At 60.1% G+C, this 17,290-nt stretch carries 16 protein-coding genes; 13 read left to right on the forward strand and 3 right to left on the reverse strand.

Annotation, left to right across the window (positions count from 1 at the left end; genetic code table 11):
• Positions 1 to 22: 22 nt before the first annotated feature.
• Positions 23 to 919: a histone deacetylase family protein gene (locus OKC43_RS05975; protein WP_270658397.1), complete on the forward strand. Its 897-nt coding sequence runs from the start codon at positions 23 to 25 to the stop codon at positions 917 to 919.
• A 157-nt stretch (positions 920 to 1,076) separates the two neighbouring features.
• Here the strand turns inward: OKC43_RS05975 and ylqF are convergent, their stop codons facing one another.
• The gene (ylqF, locus tag OKC43_RS05980) at positions 1,077 to 2,027 is read right to left on the reverse strand and encodes a ribosome biogenesis GTPase YlqF (protein ID WP_005334061.1); all 951 of its coding nucleotides are present in this window, start codon (positions 2,025 to 2,027) and stop codon (positions 1,077 to 1,079) included.
• A 323-nt stretch (positions 2,028 to 2,350) separates the two neighbouring features.
• Here ylqF and OKC43_RS05985 point away from each other — a divergent pair, with 323 nt between their 5' ends.
• The 8 genes from OKC43_RS05985 (at position 2,351) to OKC43_RS06020 (ending at position 11,028) form a co-directional block, all read left to right on the forward strand.
• Positions 2,351 to 3,748 carry an alkaline phosphatase gene (locus OKC43_RS05985; RefSeq protein WP_201936673.1) on the forward strand — a complete coding sequence of 466 codons (1,398 nt, stop codon included), beginning with the start codon at positions 2,351 to 2,353 and terminating at the stop codon, positions 3,746 to 3,748.
• A gap of 11 nt (positions 3,749 to 3,759) precedes the next feature.
• Positions 3,760 to 5,151: an alkaline phosphatase gene (locus OKC43_RS05990; RefSeq protein WP_194496707.1), complete on the forward strand. Its 1,392-nt coding sequence runs from the start codon at positions 3,760 to 3,762 to the stop codon at positions 5,149 to 5,151.
• Between the two features lie 72 nt (positions 5,152 to 5,223).
• On the forward strand, positions 5,224 to 5,910 hold the full coding sequence (locus OKC43_RS05995; RefSeq protein WP_107685200.1) for a hypothetical protein: 687 nt from the start codon (positions 5,224 to 5,226) through the stop codon (positions 5,908 to 5,910).
• An 82-nt stretch (positions 5,911 to 5,992) separates the two neighbouring features.
• Positions 5,993 to 6,730 carry a substrate-binding periplasmic protein gene (locus tag OKC43_RS06000; RefSeq protein WP_270658393.1) on the forward strand — a complete coding sequence of 246 codons (738 nt, stop codon included), beginning with the start codon at positions 5,993 to 5,995 and terminating at the stop codon, positions 6,728 to 6,730.
• A 245-nt stretch (positions 6,731 to 6,975) separates the two neighbouring features.
• Positions 6,976 to 7,371, forward strand: a complete 396-nt coding sequence (gene rnk, locus OKC43_RS06005) for a nucleoside diphosphate kinase regulator (RefSeq protein ID WP_005334070.1) — start codon at positions 6,976 to 6,978, stop codon at positions 7,369 to 7,371.
• Between the two features lie 193 nt (positions 7,372 to 7,564).
• Positions 7,565 to 8,155, forward strand: coding sequence for a transcriptional regulator UhpA (uhpA, locus tag OKC43_RS06010; protein ID WP_236302546.1), 591 nt, complete (start codon positions 7,565 to 7,567; stop codon positions 8,153 to 8,155).
• Positions 8,152 to 9,672 carry a signal transduction histidine-protein kinase/phosphatase UhpB gene (uhpB, locus tag OKC43_RS06015; RefSeq protein ID WP_270658391.1) on the forward strand — a complete coding sequence of 507 codons (1,521 nt, stop codon included), beginning with the start codon at positions 8,152 to 8,154 and terminating at the stop codon, positions 9,670 to 9,672. The genes uhpA and uhpB overlap by 4 nt, the downstream gene beginning before the upstream one ends.
• A 21-nt stretch (positions 9,673 to 9,693) precedes the next feature.
• Positions 9,694 to 11,028 (forward strand): MFS transporter, encoded by a 1,335-nt coding sequence (locus OKC43_RS06020; RefSeq protein WP_270658390.1) that lies wholly within the window; start codon positions 9,694 to 9,696, stop codon positions 11,026 to 11,028.
• 18 nt (positions 11,029 to 11,046) lie between these two features.
• Here the strand turns inward: OKC43_RS06020 and OKC43_RS06025 are convergent, their stop codons facing one another.
• A complete protein-coding gene (locus OKC43_RS06025; protein ID WP_270658389.1) occupies positions 11,047 to 12,183 on the reverse strand; it encodes a GGDEF domain-containing protein in 1,137 nt (378 codons plus the stop codon).
• Positions 12,184 to 12,696: 513 nt separating this feature from the next.
• Between OKC43_RS06025 and OKC43_RS06030 the strand changes: the two genes are divergently transcribed.
• From OKC43_RS06030 to OKC43_RS06040, 3 genes are all read left to right on the forward strand, one after another.
• Positions 12,697 to 13,497, forward strand: coding sequence for a transporter substrate-binding domain-containing protein (locus OKC43_RS06030; protein ID WP_270658388.1), 801 nt, complete (start codon positions 12,697 to 12,699; stop codon positions 13,495 to 13,497).
• 99 nt (positions 13,498 to 13,596) lie between these two features.
• Positions 13,597 to 14,556, forward strand: a complete 960-nt coding sequence (locus OKC43_RS06035; protein ID WP_270658386.1) for an amino acid ABC transporter permease — start codon at positions 13,597 to 13,599, stop codon at positions 14,554 to 14,556.
• A complete protein-coding gene (locus tag OKC43_RS06040; RefSeq protein ID WP_120414562.1) occupies positions 14,540 to 15,283 on the forward strand; it encodes an amino acid ABC transporter ATP-binding protein in 744 nt (247 codons plus the stop codon). Before OKC43_RS06035 ends, OKC43_RS06040 begins: the two co-directional genes overlap by 17 nt.
• A gap of 107 nt (positions 15,284 to 15,390) precedes the next feature.
• Here the strand turns inward: OKC43_RS06040 and OKC43_RS06045 are convergent, their stop codons facing one another.
• Positions 15,391 to 16,182 carry a substrate-binding periplasmic protein gene (locus OKC43_RS06045; RefSeq protein WP_270658382.1) on the reverse strand — a complete coding sequence of 264 codons (792 nt, stop codon included), beginning with the start codon at positions 16,180 to 16,182 and terminating at the stop codon, positions 15,391 to 15,393.
• A 168-nt stretch (positions 16,183 to 16,350) separates the two neighbouring features.
• On the opposite strand from OKC43_RS06045, the gene OKC43_RS06050 reads away from it, so the two are divergent.
• On the forward strand, positions 16,351 to 17,190 hold the full coding sequence (locus tag OKC43_RS06050; RefSeq protein WP_270658381.1) for a sterol desaturase family protein: 840 nt from the start codon (positions 16,351 to 16,353) through the stop codon (positions 17,188 to 17,190).
• Positions 17,191 to 17,290 lie beyond the last annotated feature (100 nt).

Here is a 17,290-nt window from a genome sequence, read left to right on the forward strand (position 1 = left end):
CCTTGCCAGGGAGAATGGCACTATGTCGTTGCGCATTTTCTATCACCCCCTCTACTCCTCCCTGACGCTACCCGAGCGCCATCGCTTCCCGCTGGCCAAGTATCAAGGGCTGTTTGAACGCCTGCAGGTGCAGGGTTACCCCCTTGGCGAAGCGCCCGCCGCTACCCGGGAGCAAATCTGTCGCATTCACGATGCCGATTATGTCGCGGCGGCCCTGAGCGGCCAGCTGGAAGATCGTGCCATCCGCAAGATCGGTTTTCCCTGGTCACCCATGCTGATGGAGCGCACCTTGCGCTCGGTGGGTGCCACTATTGCCGCCAGCCGCCATGCTCTTGAGCAGGGATGCGGCTTGCAGATCTCCGGTGGCTACCACCACGCCCATCGGGATCACGGCAGCGGTTTTTGTCTGTTCAACGATCTGGTGATTGCCGCCCAGACTTGCCTCGACGAGGGGCGCTGTGAACAGGTGCTGATCATCGATCTCGATGTGCATCAGGGAGATGGCAGTGCGGCCCTTTGCGCCGGGCGGCGCGACATCATCACCCTCTCCCTCCATGGGGAGCACAACTTTCCCCATCACAAAGCCACCTCTCACCTCGACTTTCCGCTGCCAAGCGGCATGGCAGACGATGCCTATCTCACCACACTGCAACAGGCACTCTCGCTAGCACTGCGCCTCTATTCGCCGGATCTCATCCTCTATCAGGCAGGCGTCGATGTGCATCATGCCGACGAGCTTGGCTATCTCTCCCTGAGCGATGAAGGGGTGCGCCTGCGCGATGCCATGGTTTTTGACTGTGCAATCAAGCATGGGTTGCCTGTCGCCGCTGTGCCCGGGGGCGGCTATCGCCGCGACTGGCAACAGCTGATCCCGCTTCATATGTCGCTGCTTGAGACGGCGCGCCACCGTTTTGGTTGATGGCATGGCTTTATAGCGCGGACACGCCATGAGAAGTGGGCGGCATTTCACCAGATAAAACAGAAGAGGCGACCCCTGGGGTCGCCTCTTCGTGTTTCGTCATCTGGGTCACACAAGCTCGCTCGTTGTCAGGCAAGCTCGGGACGCCTGAGGATAACTATTTCTGACGCTTGCGGGCGTACTTGCGACGGGCGCGGGCCTGACGCTCCTCTTCCCGCTCGGCCTTCTCTTTAGCTTTTTGCTCGGCTTCTGCGGCGGCTTCGACAATCTCGACGCTCACCATCTCCGGCGTCTCCAGCGAGATGCGGCCAAGCAAACCGGAGCGGAACTCGTTGATCAGGATCTCGGACGCCTTGTGCAGGTCGGCCAGCCCCCCTTTGCGCATAAAGGCTCGCTGGCGGGCGATCATCTCCAGCAGCTCGATCTCGGTCTCGGGCAACTCGTCAATCTGGTAACGCGCCTTGATCCGCTCCGGATAGGCCTTGATGAAGTAGTCAGCGGCAAACATGGCGATATCGGCATAGTCGAACACAGTGTCTTTAATGGCCGCTGTGATGGCCAGACGATAACCACAGGAGGGCGGATTGAGTTTGGGCCAGAGAAAACCCGGGGTATCAGTCAGGATGACGTTGTTATCCAGCTTGATCCGCTGCTGGGACTTGGTCACCCCCGCCTCGTTGCCGGTACGGGCGATGATGCGCCCCGCCAGGGTATTGATCAGAGTGGATTTGCCCACATTGGGGATCCCCATGATCATCGCCCGCACGCCGCGCAGCTCAAAATTGCGCTCCGGCAGCATCTCGTGGCAGAGGGTCAGCAGTTGCTTGATCTTCTCCGGCTCTTGTTGCGTCAGCGGCAGCGCCTTGATCCCCTTCTCTTTTTCCATATGCGCCACCCACAGATCGGTGATCGCCGGATCGGCCAGGTCCGCCTTGTTCAGCACCTTGATCACCGGGGTATCACCACGCAGCTCGGGCACCAGCGGGTTTTCGCTGGAGAAGGGGATGCGGGCATCGAGCATCTCGATGATCACATCGACCTGGGGCATGACCTCGGCAATCTCTTTGCGGGCCTTGTGCATGTGACCGGGGAACCAGTTGATGGACATATCCGTTACTCTCTGTGGGGGCTGCGGGCGCGCGCATGGAACAACAGGCGCTCTGCCGCGGGCATCGAACGAAGGGGGCGCATTTTACCTGCTGCGGGCACATTTTGACAGGTCATTCTAGCTATCACCTCAGCAAATCAGCAAACCGTCGAGATGAAACAAAGCAGCCGGAAGCGACCGGACCAACTGGCTCAATTGATAGATAACATATTGATATATTGTAACATTTTCATCACTTTTTCACACAACCGTCACCGATAGTCAGTAAAAGTGTCATCTGTCCCCTCTAGGCTGCGCTCAGGTTTTACAAGGAGCGAACCCCAATGAGAAAAATGGCAGGACTTGCAGTGATGATCGGCGCCGCCCTGGCTGCCGGCTGCAAATCAGACAATGACACGGTGGCGACCAAGCCCGCAGCCCAACCCACCAACGTCATCTTCTTCCTCGGTGACGGCATGGGCCTCAACACCCTGACGGCCGCCCGCATCTACGGTGTCGGCGAAGAGGGTGATCTCACCATCGATACCCTGCCAGAGACGGCCTTTATCAAGACCTTCTCCCACGATGCCCAGGTCACTGACTCGGCCCCCTCCATGGCGGCCTACATGACCGGGGTCAAAAGCAACAACGGCGTCATCAGCATGGACGGCGACGCCACCTATGAGAGCGACTGCAGCAAGAGCGCTGGCAAGCCGGTGACCACCCTGCTGGAGCTGGCCAAAGCCGATGGCCGCGGTACCGGTGTGGTAACCAGTACCCGGGTGACCCACGCCACCCCGGCGGCTACCTATGCCCATATCTGCAATCGGGATCTGGAAGCGGATATCGCCGTCCAGCTGGTACCGGGCGGCAAAGGCTACAACAGCGCCCTCAAAGAGGGGCTGGATGTGGTGCTCGGTGGCGGCAGCAGTTTCTTCCTGCCCAAAGCTGACAAGGGCAAGCGGGAGGATGGCCGCAACCTCATCAGCGAAATGCAGGCCAAGGGCTACCAGTTTGCCAGCAATCTGGATGAGCTGAACAAGGCTGATACGGGCAAGCCGCTGCTGGGCCTGTTTGGTTCGAGCCACATGAAATATGACCTGGACCGCCCTGCCAGCGAGCCGTCACTGGCCCAGATGACCCTGGCCGCCATCAAGCAGCTCAAGGGCAAAGAGAAGGGTTACTTCCTGATGGTGGAAGGGGGCCGTATCGACCACGCCCTGCACGACACCAACGCCAAGCGGGCGCTGCAGGACACCATCGCCTTCGACAATGCCATCAAGGCCGCCATCGACGAGGTGAAAAAGAGCGACCCCGAGCTGAAAAACACCCTGATCGTGGTCACCGCCGACCACGACCACACGCTAGTGCTCAACGGCTATGCCAAGCGCACCGGCAAGACCACCGCCGACAACCCCGGCGTACTCGGGCTGGTGAAGAACTACGAGACTGGCGAGCCAAGCAAGGATAGCGAGGGCATGCCCTACACCATCATAGGTTTTGGCAACGGCTACAACCGGGTGGATGGCCCGCGCAGCAGCGTCGCCCCGCTCGACGATGCCACCGTCTCCGCCAATGACTACCACCAGGAAGTGGTGGTCAAGGTAGGCGAGATCGGCAACGAGACCCACGGTGGCACCGATGTCTTCCTCGGCGCCATCGGCAAGGGGGCTGACAGCTTCCATGGCTCACTCGATAACACCGCCGTGTTCGGCAAGATCAAGGCTGCGGCCAAGCTGTAAGGAGCACTTTCATGAGCAAACAGATGAACACATCCATCAAGCACACGCTGGTCTGCGCCGCCCTGTTCAGTGCGCTGGGCGCAACCTCCCAGGCACAGGCCGGTGATGCCAAAAACGTCATTCTCTTTATCGGTGATGGCATGGGCCCCACCGTGCTCACCGCCACCCGCCTGTTCAAGGTGGGGGAAGAGGGCAATCTGGAGATGATGAAACTGCCGCGCAGTGCCCGCATCAAGACCTTCTCCAACGATGCCCAGACCACCGACTCGGCCCCCTCCATGGCGGCCTACACCACCGGGGTCAAGATGAACAACGAGGTGATCGCCATGAGCAGCGACACCAAAGCCGTCGCCCCCGGCAAAGACGTCAATGGCAACAAAACCGTCAACAATTGCAGCAGCGATAACGGCAAGCCGGTGCCCACCATCCTGGAGCTGGCCAAGGCGGCAGGCAAATCGGTCGGGGCCGTCACCACTACCGAGCTGACCCACGCTACCCCGGCGGCTACCTACGCCCACATCTGCCATCGGGATGCCGCTTATGACATCGCCGCACAAGCTGTTCCGGGAGGAACTGGTTTCAACCAGGCGCTTGGGGATGGGGTCGATGTGCTGATGGGCGGTGGTGCCAACCACTGGACCCCCTACAGCGCCAGCAACAAGGGCGGTCGCAATGACAACCGCGACCTGACCGCGGAGATGAAGGCACAGGGATACAGCTATGTCACCACCCAAAGTGAACTGGCCAAGGTCACCAGTGGCAAGGTGCTCGGTCTGTTCAGCAGCAAATCCCACCTCGACTACGAACTGGATCGGGTCGCCAAAGGGACTGCCAATACCCAGCCGTCCCTCTCCGAGATGACCGCCAAGGCGATCGACCTGCTGAGCAAGAACAGTCAGGGTTATTTCCTGATGGTAGAAGGCGGCCGGATCGATCACGCCCTGCACGGCACCAATGCCAAGCGCTCGCTCACCGACGCGGTGGCACTGGATGAGGCGGTCAAGACGGCGCTGGGTAAAGTGGATCTCAACAATACCCTGATCGTGGTCACCGCCGACCATGACCACACCATGACCATTAACGGCTACTCCGCCAAGGGCAATCCGGTGCTGGATCTGGTGAAAAATGGCGACGGCTCGACCCAGAACGACGTGGATGGCAAGCCCTTCACCACCTTGGTGTTCGGTAACGGCCCCAACCGCCCCGATGTGCGTCCCGTCCTCACCAGCGATCAGGTGATGGCTAATGACTATCTGCAGGAGACCGGCGTCAAACTGACATCGGAAACCCACGGCGGCGGCGATGTGATGCTGTTTGCCGATGGCGCCGGCAGCAACCGCTTCAAAGGCACACTGGATAACACCAAGGTGTTTGGCAAACTGCGGGAGGCGCTCGGCCTGTAAGCAGCAGGGGCCCAGGTGCATCTGAGCAATTGACTCAGCGGCCCGGGCCCCGGCTCTTTCGAGCGACAGATGATGATGCGACTTTTGCTTTCGTTATGGCTGCTTGGCAGCACCCTCGCCTTTCCCCTGCATGCTGACGACACACCCCCGGATCTCGCCGCCCGGATCAGCTATCACGACCGGAACACCGGCAGCGATGGCATCGCCAGAGAGAGTGTCTGGCAAGAGAAGTGGCTGCGGGTGGGCAATCAGGTGTGGAGCCAGCGGCTCATTCCCCTCCCCCTTGCCCGTGCCTATCACGCCACTCACGATGCCACGCCCGGCCACAAGCACTTTACCCACCAGATGGCAGCCCGCTGGGTCAGTCGCAGTGATGAAGGTGAGTTGCAACTGCGTTATGCCGACAGCTGGCACAACCAGCTGGTTGAGGTGCCGGTGGAAGAGTATGGCCAGGTGGCCTTCAAACCCGACTGGCCACGGATCCGCCATCTTGTCAACCCGGCGCTGATCGAGGGGATGACCCCGCTGGATGAGGCCGCCCCCGAGCAGGCCCGCTGGTATGAGAAGCGCGAAGGGCAGCAACGAACCCGCATTCTCTGGTCGAGTCAGTGGCAGCTCCCGCTTGTGGTCGAATCGGCCAGTCTCGACGGCTATCGCAGCTACCGGATGGAGGTGACCTTGCGCAAGCTGCCTGCTCAGCTCCCCTGGCAGCAACTCGCTGATTACGAAGTGCGCGATCTGCGCGATTTCTTCGACTGAGATCCCAACCCCTCAGCGAGCCCAACGACAACGCAGGCAGGAATGTTACACTCTGCTCATTCGACTCTGACTCACGACCTTGATGCGCACTCTCTGCCTGCCTTTTTTGACCCTGCTGTTGTTGCTGGTGAACACCGGTGCCCAGGCTATAATGCTGGTGGCGGCCGAGCTGCCCCCCTATGTCATACGTTCTCAGCAGGGGGCTCCAAGCGGCATGGCCATCGAGGTCATGGAAGAGGCCGCCCGGCGCTTAAAAGAACCGCTCACTATCGAGTTGATGCCGCTGGCCCGAGCCCTCATCGAAGTGACCCACCGCAAGGATGTACTTCTGATCCCGCCAGTGCGGAGCTCTCGACGAGAGCACCTCTTTTATTGGGTAGCACCAATAATCGACGAGGAATTTGTTATCGTCAGCGATCGCCGCTTTCATCCTGTTCCAATCAAAGCCGGTGAGCTGTCCACCCTCAAGGTCGGTACTCTGCGCCACTCTTTCGGCCAACATTTACTCAAACAAAGACTCAATCTGACCAGTCAAACTGTCGCCACCGAAGAACTCAATGCGCACAAACTACAACGAGGGCGTATCGATGCATGGGTAGCAGCCTGGAACGCTATTCTCTACAACCAACAGCAAGAAGGATTTTCTACTGGGCAACTTGTTCGTGGTGAAACCCTGATGCGCACCCAGTTATTTATTGCCGCTCACAAAGAGTTCCCCTTCACCGAAGGGCGTCGCTGGCAAGCCGTGATAGACGAGATGCGCCATGATGGCACACTGGCGCGGATCATCCGTCAGTACAACTATCAGGCTCCTGAGTAGTCACTCAATCACGGTTGCCAAGGCCGGCCAGAATGGTTATGGTAGCCCCATGAAAATACTCGCTATTTCCTCGCATTTGCTCACACCCTGCTGAGCCCCCGCCTCGCTCCTTCGGCCGCGAGTCGCTTGGGGGCATGGCATTTTCAATCGATTGAACCTGTTGAATCCATTTTTGTAACACTTTGCGTGATGGCCAACCTGCACCCGCCGGTATGGGCCTATCCGCTATTGATAAGGAATATCTTATGAAACAACCTCATCTGGTTATCTCCAGCCTTGACCTTGACCGTATCGAACAACTGCTCGGCAACCACCCGCAGCATCTGGCCCTGCAAGAGGAGCTGGACCGCGCCGAGATCCGCGAACCAGCCGACATGCCGCCGGACGTGGTCACCATGAACAGCAAGGTGCGCTTCAAGATGCAGAGCAGCGGCAACGAGTTCTGCCTCACCCTGGTCTACCCGCGCGATGCCAAGGGCGACGAGAGCAACATCTCGGTACTGGCGCCGGTGGGCAGCGCCCTGCTCGGTCTGAAAGTGGGCGACAGCATCGCCTGGCCGGGCCCGGCCGGTCGCACCATCGAGGTCGAAATTCTGGAAGTGGTCTATCAGCCGGAGCGCGCCGGCGAGCTGCACCGCTGAGTCCCACGGGCTGGTCATCCCCCTGCTGATCAGCCCGCTTGCTCGCCCTTGCCAGCTGATCCCGATCAAGCTTTGCGCACCTTGCCCCCCGGTTTTTAGCCCCTTTTCCTGCTGCTGCTTGAGCCTGACTCGGGGGGCAGGTATCTTGTTGGCCGCGTCATGGTCATGACGCACCGAATTTCAGGCTGACATCATGATAAAAATTGCCCTCATCGACGATCACCAGATCGTCCGATCCGGTTTTGCCCAACTGCTCAATCTGGAGCCCGATCTGCAGGTGGTCGCCGAATTCGGCTCCGCCAGCGACGCCCTTGCCGGTCTGCCCGGCAGCGGGGCGCGAGTCTGTGTCTGCGACATCTCGATGCCCGACCAGTCGGGACTGGATCTGCTCAAGCAGCTCCCCTCCGGCCTTGCGGTGGTGATGCTCTCGGTGCACGACAGCCCGGCCCTCATCGAGCAGGCCTTGCAAACCGGCGCCAAGGGGTTTCTCTCCAAACGCTGCAGTCCGGACGAGCTGATCGCCGCGGTGCGCACCGCCGCGCTCGGCGGCTGCTACCTCACCCCCGACATCGCCCAGAAGCTGGCCAGCAGCAGCCGGGATCCCCTCACCAACCGGGAGCGGGAGATTGCCCAGCTGCTGGCGCAGGGGCTGGAGGTGAAGAGCATCGCCGAGCAGCTTGGACTCTCCCCCAAGACGGTTCACGTCCATCGCGCCAACCTGATGGACAAGCTCAAAGTCAGCAACAACGTCGAGCTGGCCCACCGCATGCTGGATAGCTGGTGATCTCCCGTTTTGCCAGCTATGTCGCCATCGCGCTGGCGGCCTGCTTCATCTTTGCCGCCGGCTGGTTTTGCCTCTGGAGCATCAGCCTGCATCTGGCGGGCGGCCCGGCGCTGGCGGTGCTGCTGTTCCCCTTCGGCCTGCGCCTCGGCTTGCTGCTGCAAAGCCCGGGCCACTACTGGCCGCCGCTATTATTGTGCGAAGGACTGCTGCTCTACTGGCTCAATCTGGAGGTAGGGCTGCCCCACTGGCCTTGGCTGGTCGCGGGCAGTCTGCTGACCCTGCTACCGCTACTGATTGCCCGTCGCCAGCAGGTGCGCAACGACTGGCAGCAACTGTTGCTGCTGCTCGCCACCGTCACGGCGGCGGCGCTGCTGCAAGCCCTGCTCTGGCATCTGGCCGGGGAAGATGGCCTCTCGGCCCTGCTGCTCAGTCTCACCGGCGGGCTCACTCTCACCTCCACCTGCATGCTGATCTGGCACTACCTCACCCGCGCCACCTGGGTGCCGCTCGGTCCTGCGCTGGTGGATCAGCCGGTGGAGTGGCGCTTTCGCCATCTGGTCTGGTATCTGCTGTTGTTCGTATTGAGCCTCTGGCTGCAACTGGGATTGCCCAACTCGCTGGTGCGCTTCACCCCGTTTTGTCTGGCCATCCCCATCATCGCCATGGCGTGGCGCTACGGCTGGCAAGGGGCGCTGCTCGCCACCCTGATGAACACCATCGCCCTGCTGGCCAGTCAGGCCTGGCACGATCACCCCCTCGATCTGCTGCTCTCCCTGCTGGCCCAGAGCCTCACAGGCCTGCTGCTCGGCGCGGGGATCCAGCGCCAGCGGGAGCTCAATCAGGCGCTGACCCGCCAGCTCGCCCATAATCGCCAGCTCACCGAGCGGCTGCTGGAGACCGAGGAGAGTATCCGCAAGGAGGTGGCGCGCGAGCTGCACGACGACATCGGCCAGACCATCACAGCCATTCGAACCCAGGCAGGGATCGTGCGCCGCCTCGCCCCCGACAACGCCGGGGTGGGCCAGAGCAGCACCCTGATCGACACACTGTCGCTCGGGATCTACGACGCGGTGCGCGGCCTGCTCGGGCGGCTGCGCCCGCGCCAGCTCGACGACATGACTCTTGAACAGGCGGTACGGGCACTGCTGCGGGAGCTGGAGCTGGAGCGTCATGGCATCGTCACCCGGCTGGAGTGGCAGCTGGCGGATGGGGATCTCTCGGATGCCCAGCGGGTCACCCTGTTTCGGGTCTGTCAGGAGGGGCTCAACAACGTGGTCAAACATGCCAACGCCCACTCGGTCACCATTCGCGCCCGGGCCAGCGGCGATCAGTTGCAACTGGTGCTGGAAGATGATGGCCGCGGTTTGCCGGAAAGCCGCCCGCAGCAGGGCTATGGCCTGCTCGGTATTCGCGAGCGGGTACAGGCCCTCGGGGGCCGTCTGCAACTCTCCTGCATCCACGGCACCCAGCTGACGGTCAATCTGCCCAGTCGCAGACGGGAAGAGAATCATGGCTAATCACCACCAGAGGGCCAGCCTGTGCTGAGTTTTATGAGAAGCGCACCGCCCCGGCCCCTTATCCGGGATCAGGCCGAGATCGATGCCACCTATCGCTACTGGCGGCTGCACCTGCTGCTGACCATGTATCTGGGCTACGCGGTCTTCTACTTCACCCGCAAGAGCTTCAACTTCGCCATGCCTGACATGCTGGCGAGCGGCATGCTGGACAAGTCCGACATCGGCATGCTCTGGACCCTGTTCTACATCACCTACGGCTGCTCCAAGTTCTTCTCCGGCATCATCAGTGACCGCGCCAACCCGCGCTACTTCATGGGTGTCGGACTGATGGCCACCGGCGTTATCAATATCCTGTTCGGCCTCTCGTCGGCACTCTGGATGTTTGCCGCCCTCTGGGTCGCCAACGCCTTCTTCCAGGGCTGGGGCTGGCCCCCCTGCTCCAAGCTGCTCACCAGCTGGTATTCGCGCACCGAGCGCGGGGTCTGGTGGTCGGCCTGGAACACCGCACACAACGTGGGCGGGGCGCTCATCCCTCTCATCGTCAGCACCATCGCTCTGCAACATGGCTGGCGCTACGGCATGATAGTGCCCGGTTTTATCGCCATCATCGCGGGATTGTTCCTCTGCTGGCGGCTGCGGGATACCCCGAGCGCCATGGGGCTGCCGACAGTAGGCGAGTGGCGCAAGGATGCCATGGAGCTGGCCCAGCAGACTCAGGATGCGGGGCTCTCCCATCGCCAGATCCTGCGCAAATATGTGCTGGGCAACCCCTATATCTGGCTGCTCGCCTGCTGTTACGTGTTGGTCTATGTGGTGCGTACCGCCATCAATGACTGGGGCAACCTCTACATGACCGAGCAGCGCGGCTTCAATCTGATGAGCGCCAACTCGGCCATCTCCATGTTCGAGGTGGGGGGCTTTATCGGCGCCCTGGTGGCGGGCTGGGGATCGGACAAGCTGTTCAACGGCAACCGCGGCCCGATGAATCTCATCTTTGCGGTGGGGATCCTGCTGGCGGTGGGATCGCTCTGGCTGATGCCCTTCTTCAGCTATGTGATGCAGGCGGCCTGCTTCTTTACTATCGGCTTTTTCGTGTTCGGCCCCCAGATGCTGATCGGCATGGCGGCAGCGGAGTGCTCCCACAAGAATTCAGCAGGGGCAGCCACCGGCTTTGTCGGTCTGTTCGCCTACATGGGGGCGGCGCTGTCGGGCTATCCGCTGGCCAAGGTGATGGAGATCTGGCACTGGAACGGCTTCTTCGTGGTGATCTCGGTGGCGGCGGGCGTCTCGGCCCTGCTGCTGCTCCCCTTCCTCAAGGCGCAGGCACCGCGCCCCCAGCCTGCCGAGATAACGTAATACCGGACTGAACGGGAGTTACACCTCCCGACCAGCCTGACAGACCCGGTTCTTGCCTTGCCGCTTGGCGCTGTAGAGCGCATGGTCGGCCTGAGTGAACAGAGGGTCAAAGTGCCACTCCCCTTGCCAGTGGGAGAGTCCCATACTGACCGTGATGTAGAGCCCCCCCATGTCGCGGTTCGCGACCTCCTCCAGCAATCCCTCGCAGCGCTGCAGGGCCAGCACGCCGGGCTGCGAGAAGAGCAGCACAAACTCCTCGCCACCGAAACGACTGCACACCAGATCGGGCTGACTACCCAGATAGGCACCGAGCTCGGCCAGCACCCGATCACCCACCTCATGACCATGCTGATCATTGATCTGCTTGAAATCATCGATGTCGAGCACCGCCAGCGCGCCACTGTCACCCCACTTTTGCTGCTTCAGCTGCTCCATAAAGCCACGTCGGTTGAGCAGACCGGTAAGAGGGTCGTGGCTAGCCTGCTGGCGCAGCGCCAGCGCACGGTACTGGGTACAGAGCAGCAGCACCCCGAAGGTGGAAAGATAGCTCCCCATCAGCATGGAGAGGAAGGGCAGCACATTGACCCCGCTCTTATCCATCAGCATCTGTACGTTGTCCTGCCAGAGGAACCAGAGCCGCATCAAGTAGAAGGCGTAGAGCAGCACGTTGACCAAGGTAAAGACCATCACCGCCGGCAGATAGTGGGGGTAACCGTGGCGCCAGACCAGATAGACGATCACAGCACCCAGCACCATGTAACTCAAGCAAGCCAGCAACACCCGGGATGCCATCCCCCCCTCCACAATGCACCAGCTCAGAAGCAGCAGATAGACCAGCATGAAGAGCCCCCCGGCACGCCAGTTCGGGGGCTGTCCGAAAAAGCGCTGCAGCGCCGCCGGCATCAACACAATGCAGAGCGTGATCAGGGTATTGGCCAGCCAGATGCCGGAGGAGCTGGGGAAAAATGCCTGTAACGAGAAAAGTATCTGGGCCACCAGCGCACAGAGACTGGACCACCACCATAACCCGATGCCCGGGATCTCCCGGTGGGTCGACCAGATAATGGAGAGCGTGATAAACCCGAGGCTATATCCCCCCAATGCCATCACCATCAGGGTAAATACATCCAGCTTCAGCAACAACGAGACATCCATATCAAAACCAGGCAGAGGGAGGTAAGTGAGTATATGAGAACCGTTTGCCAAGACCCAGAGACCCTGACTGTTTTCACAATAAAAACATATTGTTCGTCTGTTTTTCACACCACCAGATAACTCACACCATTCCGCTATAGCAGGTTTGAGATATGCAAGAAAGATAAGCCCAACCAGACTCAAGCCACATACGAGCCCCTCTCTATGTAACAAAATGTCTTGGGGATAATTTGGGCTTGAACCCACTCAATTAGATAGATATGTTGTTTTCGTGTGATTTTATGAATGAAGCCATGAGCAATAAATGTCTCTAACCTGTTGAGTCTTCTGACACAATCTGTTTTTGGTACATTTTTCACTCAACCACTATTCATAGCATCTCATATGGGGCTTTTGTCCCGCTCAAGACATTCATCCTGTCTTGCCTGTTGCCGGATGCAGCAGTCTCTTGTGCCACGGAGTCGCACGGGATCAGGTTCAAGGCCGAACACACCACCGACAGAGACGTCACTTATGATCAAAAAACTGATTCTTTCTACCCTGCTGTTTTGCGGGATCGCCACGGCGGCCCCGACCCCAGCCCCTACCTCCACCCTGGATGCCGTGCTCGAACGCGGCGTGCTGCGAGTCGGCTTTGATGCCGGCTATCAACCCTTCGAGATGACCAACAAGCAGGGCCAATACATCGGCTTTGATGTGGATCTCGCCAAGATGGTCGCCAAAGAGATGGGCGTGAAGGTCGAATTCGTCAACACCGCCTGGGATGGCATCATTCCGGCGCTGCTGACCAACAAGTTCGACATCATCATGGGCGGCATGACCGTCACTCCCCAGCGCAACCTGCGAGTCAACTTCGCCGATCCTTACATCGTGGTCGGCCAGACCATAGTCCTGCGCAAAGAGAAGGCGGGCGAAATCAAATCCTTCACCGACCTCAACGACCCGAAATACAAGATCGCGGTCAAGCTCGGCACCACCGGCGAGCAGGCAGTCAAGCGCCTGATCCCCAAAGCCACCCTGCTGCAGTTTGAAACCCAGGATGACGCCAAGCTGGAAGTGATCAACGGCAAGGTCGATGCGTTCGTCTATGACCTGCCCTACAACGCTATTTTCGCCTCCCAGAATCAGGGCGCCGTGGTGCACCTCGACAAGCCGTTCACCTTCGAGCCGCTGGCCTGGGCCATCCGCAAAGGGGATCAGGACACCCTCAACTGGTTCAACAACTACCTGCGCCAGATCAAGGGCGATGGCAGCTACGACCGTCTCTACAAGAAGTGGTTCGAATCCAACGCCTGGCTGAACCAGCTCAAATAACCTCCGGGGGGCGGCACATGCCGCCCCTGCACCACGCAGCTCCCCACACAATAACGAGAAGAGGTTGTGACTGTGCACACACCCAAACCGACAAGACAGATGGAAAAACAACCCAATCAGCTGCTCTGGCATGGGGTTTTCCTGCTGATGCTGCTGGTTGCCGTATTCGGCATCTACAAGGCTGTCCAGTCAGTGGATTACACCTGGCGCTGGGAACGCATTCCCCAATACATCGCCTATCAGGCGGAGCAGAATAATCTGGCCGAATTTGACGGCACCGTGATGGCGAGCACCAGCGAGGCCGAGAAGGGCAAGCTGTTCCTGCAAGACGATCTCGACCCCAATGTGCGGCAAGCCATTGCCAGTACCGGCGTACAAGTCGCCGAAGGGGATACCGTTTTTCGTGGCGATACCCTCGACACCCAACTGAGCTGGACCGCAGGCCCCATCGCCTGGGGCGTCTGGGTCACCGTCAAGCTCTCGCTGGTGGCAGGCATCTTCGCCATTTTGCTTGGCACCCTGGCCGGGCTGGCGCGCCTCTCCCCCAATCCGGCCCTGCGCAATCTGGCCATCACCTATGTGGAGCTGATCCGCGGTACGCCGCTGCTGGTGCAGATCTTTATTGTCTACTTCTTTATCGGTACCGTGCTGAACCTCGATCGCTTCACCGCCGGGGTCGCGGCACTGGCGGTCTTTACCGGTGCCTATGTGGCGGAGATCGTCCGCGCCGGTATCAGCTCCATCCACAAGGGGCAGATGGAGGCGGGCCGCAGCCTGGGTATGACCTCCGCCCAGACCATGCGCTACGTCATCCTGCCGCAGGCGTTCAAGCGGGTGCTGCCACCGCTGGCAGGCCAGTTCATCAACCTGATCAAGGACTCCTCGCTGGTCTCGGTCATCTCCATCACCGACCTGACCAAGGCGGGGCGCGAGGTGGTGAGCTCCACCTTCAGCCCGTTCGAGGTGTGGTTTACCGTGGCCCTGCTCTATCTGGTGCTCACCGGCACCCTCTCTTTTCTGGTACGCCGTCTCGAGGTGAAATATGCGCGCAGCAACTGACCCCATCATCAAGGCGACCGGCGTAGAGAAGTTCTACGGCAGCGAAGTGCATGCCCTGAAAAATGTCAGCACCCAGGTGGCCGAAGGGGAAGTGGTGGTGATCGTCGGCCCCAGCGGCTCGGGCAAGTCCACCTTCCTGCGCACCCTCAACCAGCTGGAGACCATCAACGACGGCAATATCGTGGTCGATGGAATCAGCCTGACCGAACCGGGCGATGTCAACAAGCTGCGGGAAGAGGTGGGCATGGTGTTTCAGTCCTTCAACCTCTTCCCCCACCTGACGGTGCTGGATAATATCTGCCTCGCTCCGCAGAAGGTGCGTGGCCTGTCGCGCCGTGAGGCCGAAGACAGAGCCAAGGCGCTGCTGCTGAAAGTGGGGCTGTCGGTGAAAGCGGCCAGCTATCCCTCCCAACTCTCCGGCGGTCAGCAACAGCGGGTGGCCATCGCCCGGGCGCTCGCCATGCAACCACGCATCATGCTGTTTGACGAGCCCACCAGTGCGCTCGACCCCGAAATGGTGGGGGAAGTGCTGGATGTGATGAAGGGGCTGGCCCGCGAAGGAATGACCATGGTGGTGGTGACCCACGAGATGGGCTTTGCCCGCGAGGTGGCTGATCGGGTGCTCTTTATGGAGAGTGGCGAACTGCTGGTGGATGAAAAACCTGCAGACTTCTTCGACAATCCCCCCTCCCCGCGTCTGCGCCAGTTCCTCAGTCAGGTGCTCTAGCCAACATGCTCTGCTGGATAAACGAAGAGGGACCGCAAGGTCCCTCTGCTTGTGTGTCACGCTGAGCAGGCTTAACCCAGCTGAACCCGAGTGCCCCTCTCATCGGCTCAGCGCGGGGACTTTCCCAGATAGCGCTCCACGATCACTTTCACCCCGTCACGTTTTTTGAGCTGATAGAGCTCCTTGTCAAACTGGTCGATAAAGGCCTGTTTGTAGGGGTACTCCCCCTTGCGGCTGTATCCGAGAAACCCCTGCTCCTTGCTGAGCACCGGCCCCTGTTTGAGCAGGGACATATCGGCTACCGCCAGCTGCTCGGCCTTTATCATGTTGAGCAACTCATAGAGCAGGGAGAGGCGATCATTGATGGTGCAATCGACCCGGCCGCGGACAATCTTGAGCAGGTTCTCCCGATTGCTTTTCACCTCCTCCACGTCGATCTGCTTCTCTTTTACCGCCTGCCAAAAGGCATCGCCGCCGACGGCAAAACCGGCGTTCATGCCAAAGCGCAAAGCGTGATAGTCGAGCGGAAAGCTGGCCTGCGGGGTATTGGCTGCCACACTGGCGCCGCACATCACCACCAGCTCTTCATCCAGCATCGGCTGGGAGTAGGGCCACATATAAGGGCGGGTATCGGGCATGTAGTAAGGTGGAAAAATAGCGAAGGCGGCCCCCTGTTCCACCATGCTCAGACCGCGCCGCCACGGCATAGGCTTGAGCACCACCTCATAGTCAGGCATGGCAGAGGTCACCTCGCGGATGATGTCGGCATAGATCCCCCTGACCTCCTCCCCCTCCTGCCAGGAGTAGGGGGGATAGGCGGCATCCGCCAGGATCTCGACCCGGGTCTTGGCGTGCGCCATCATGCACAACCCCAGCAACAAGCAACACCAGACGCGCATAAGCCAGCACCTCCTGAAAAAGCCTGCATCAAGCATAGCCATCCAGCGCGCCTTCCTCTGCTGCCGCGCCATATTTCATGCCATCTCTTCGTTGGCTGAAAAATGTTAATGAAATATTAAAACCATCCTTTATGCTGGAGAGCAATTGCTCTGAATGGATGGCCGCATATGGATGTGCAACTGCTTCTGCTCTACCTCTCCCCGATTTTTCTGGCCTTTATCGGCTGGGAGATGCTCTACCTGCGCAAACATGGCGCGGCCTTTCCCACTGCCACCTACCAGTGGCGGGATCTGTTCGCCAACGCAGCCCTGGCCCTGATGCACCAAGGGGGCGATGCCCTGGCGGCCATCGCCATTGCTTATCTGTATGACACCCTCTGGGGCTGGCGACTGTTCGATATCGAGCTCACCTTCTGGAGCGTATTGCTGCTCTTCCTGCTGCAGGATCTCTGTTACTGGCTGTTCCACTTCACCAGCCACCATGTGCGCTGGCTGTGGGCCTCCCACGTGGTGCACCACAGCTCGGAGCGGCTCAACCTCTCCACCGCCTTTCGCCAGAGCCTGATGTACCCCATCTCCGGCATGTGGCTGTTCTGGATCCCGATGATTGTCATCGGCTTCCCGCCCGAGGCGGTGGTCGCCACCGTGCTGCTGAGTCTGGGCTTCCAGTTCTTCGTCCACACCCAGGTAGTGGGCAAACTCGGCTGGCTTGAGTGGCTCTTCAACACCCCCTCCCACCACAGGGTGCATCACGCCAGCAACGCCAAGTACATAGACCGCAACTTTGCCGGGGTGCTGATCATCTGGGATCGGCTGTTCGGCACCTTTGTCGAAGAAGATCCGGCCGAGCCGTGTCGCTTTGGCATCACCAAGCCGATCCACAGCTTCAACCCCCTCACTCTCACCTTCCATGAGTGGCGCGACATGCTGCGTGACGCCCGTGGCCTGCCATGGCGACAAAAACTCGCGGTGCTGTTTGGCAAACCGGCCGGACCAGCCAGACGCTAGGCCTTCGCCCCGAATCGCAACTCCCGGATAGCAAGCCCCTGATAACCAGTCCCTGATAACAAGAGAGCGCCACTGTGGCGCTCTCTTTTATGGTCAGTCA

Source organism: Aeromonas sp. Y289-2 (assembly GCF_027705925.1).
In the GTDB taxonomy this organism is placed as follows: domain Bacteria; phylum Pseudomonadota; class Gammaproteobacteria; order Enterobacterales; family Aeromonadaceae; genus Aeromonas; species Aeromonas veronii.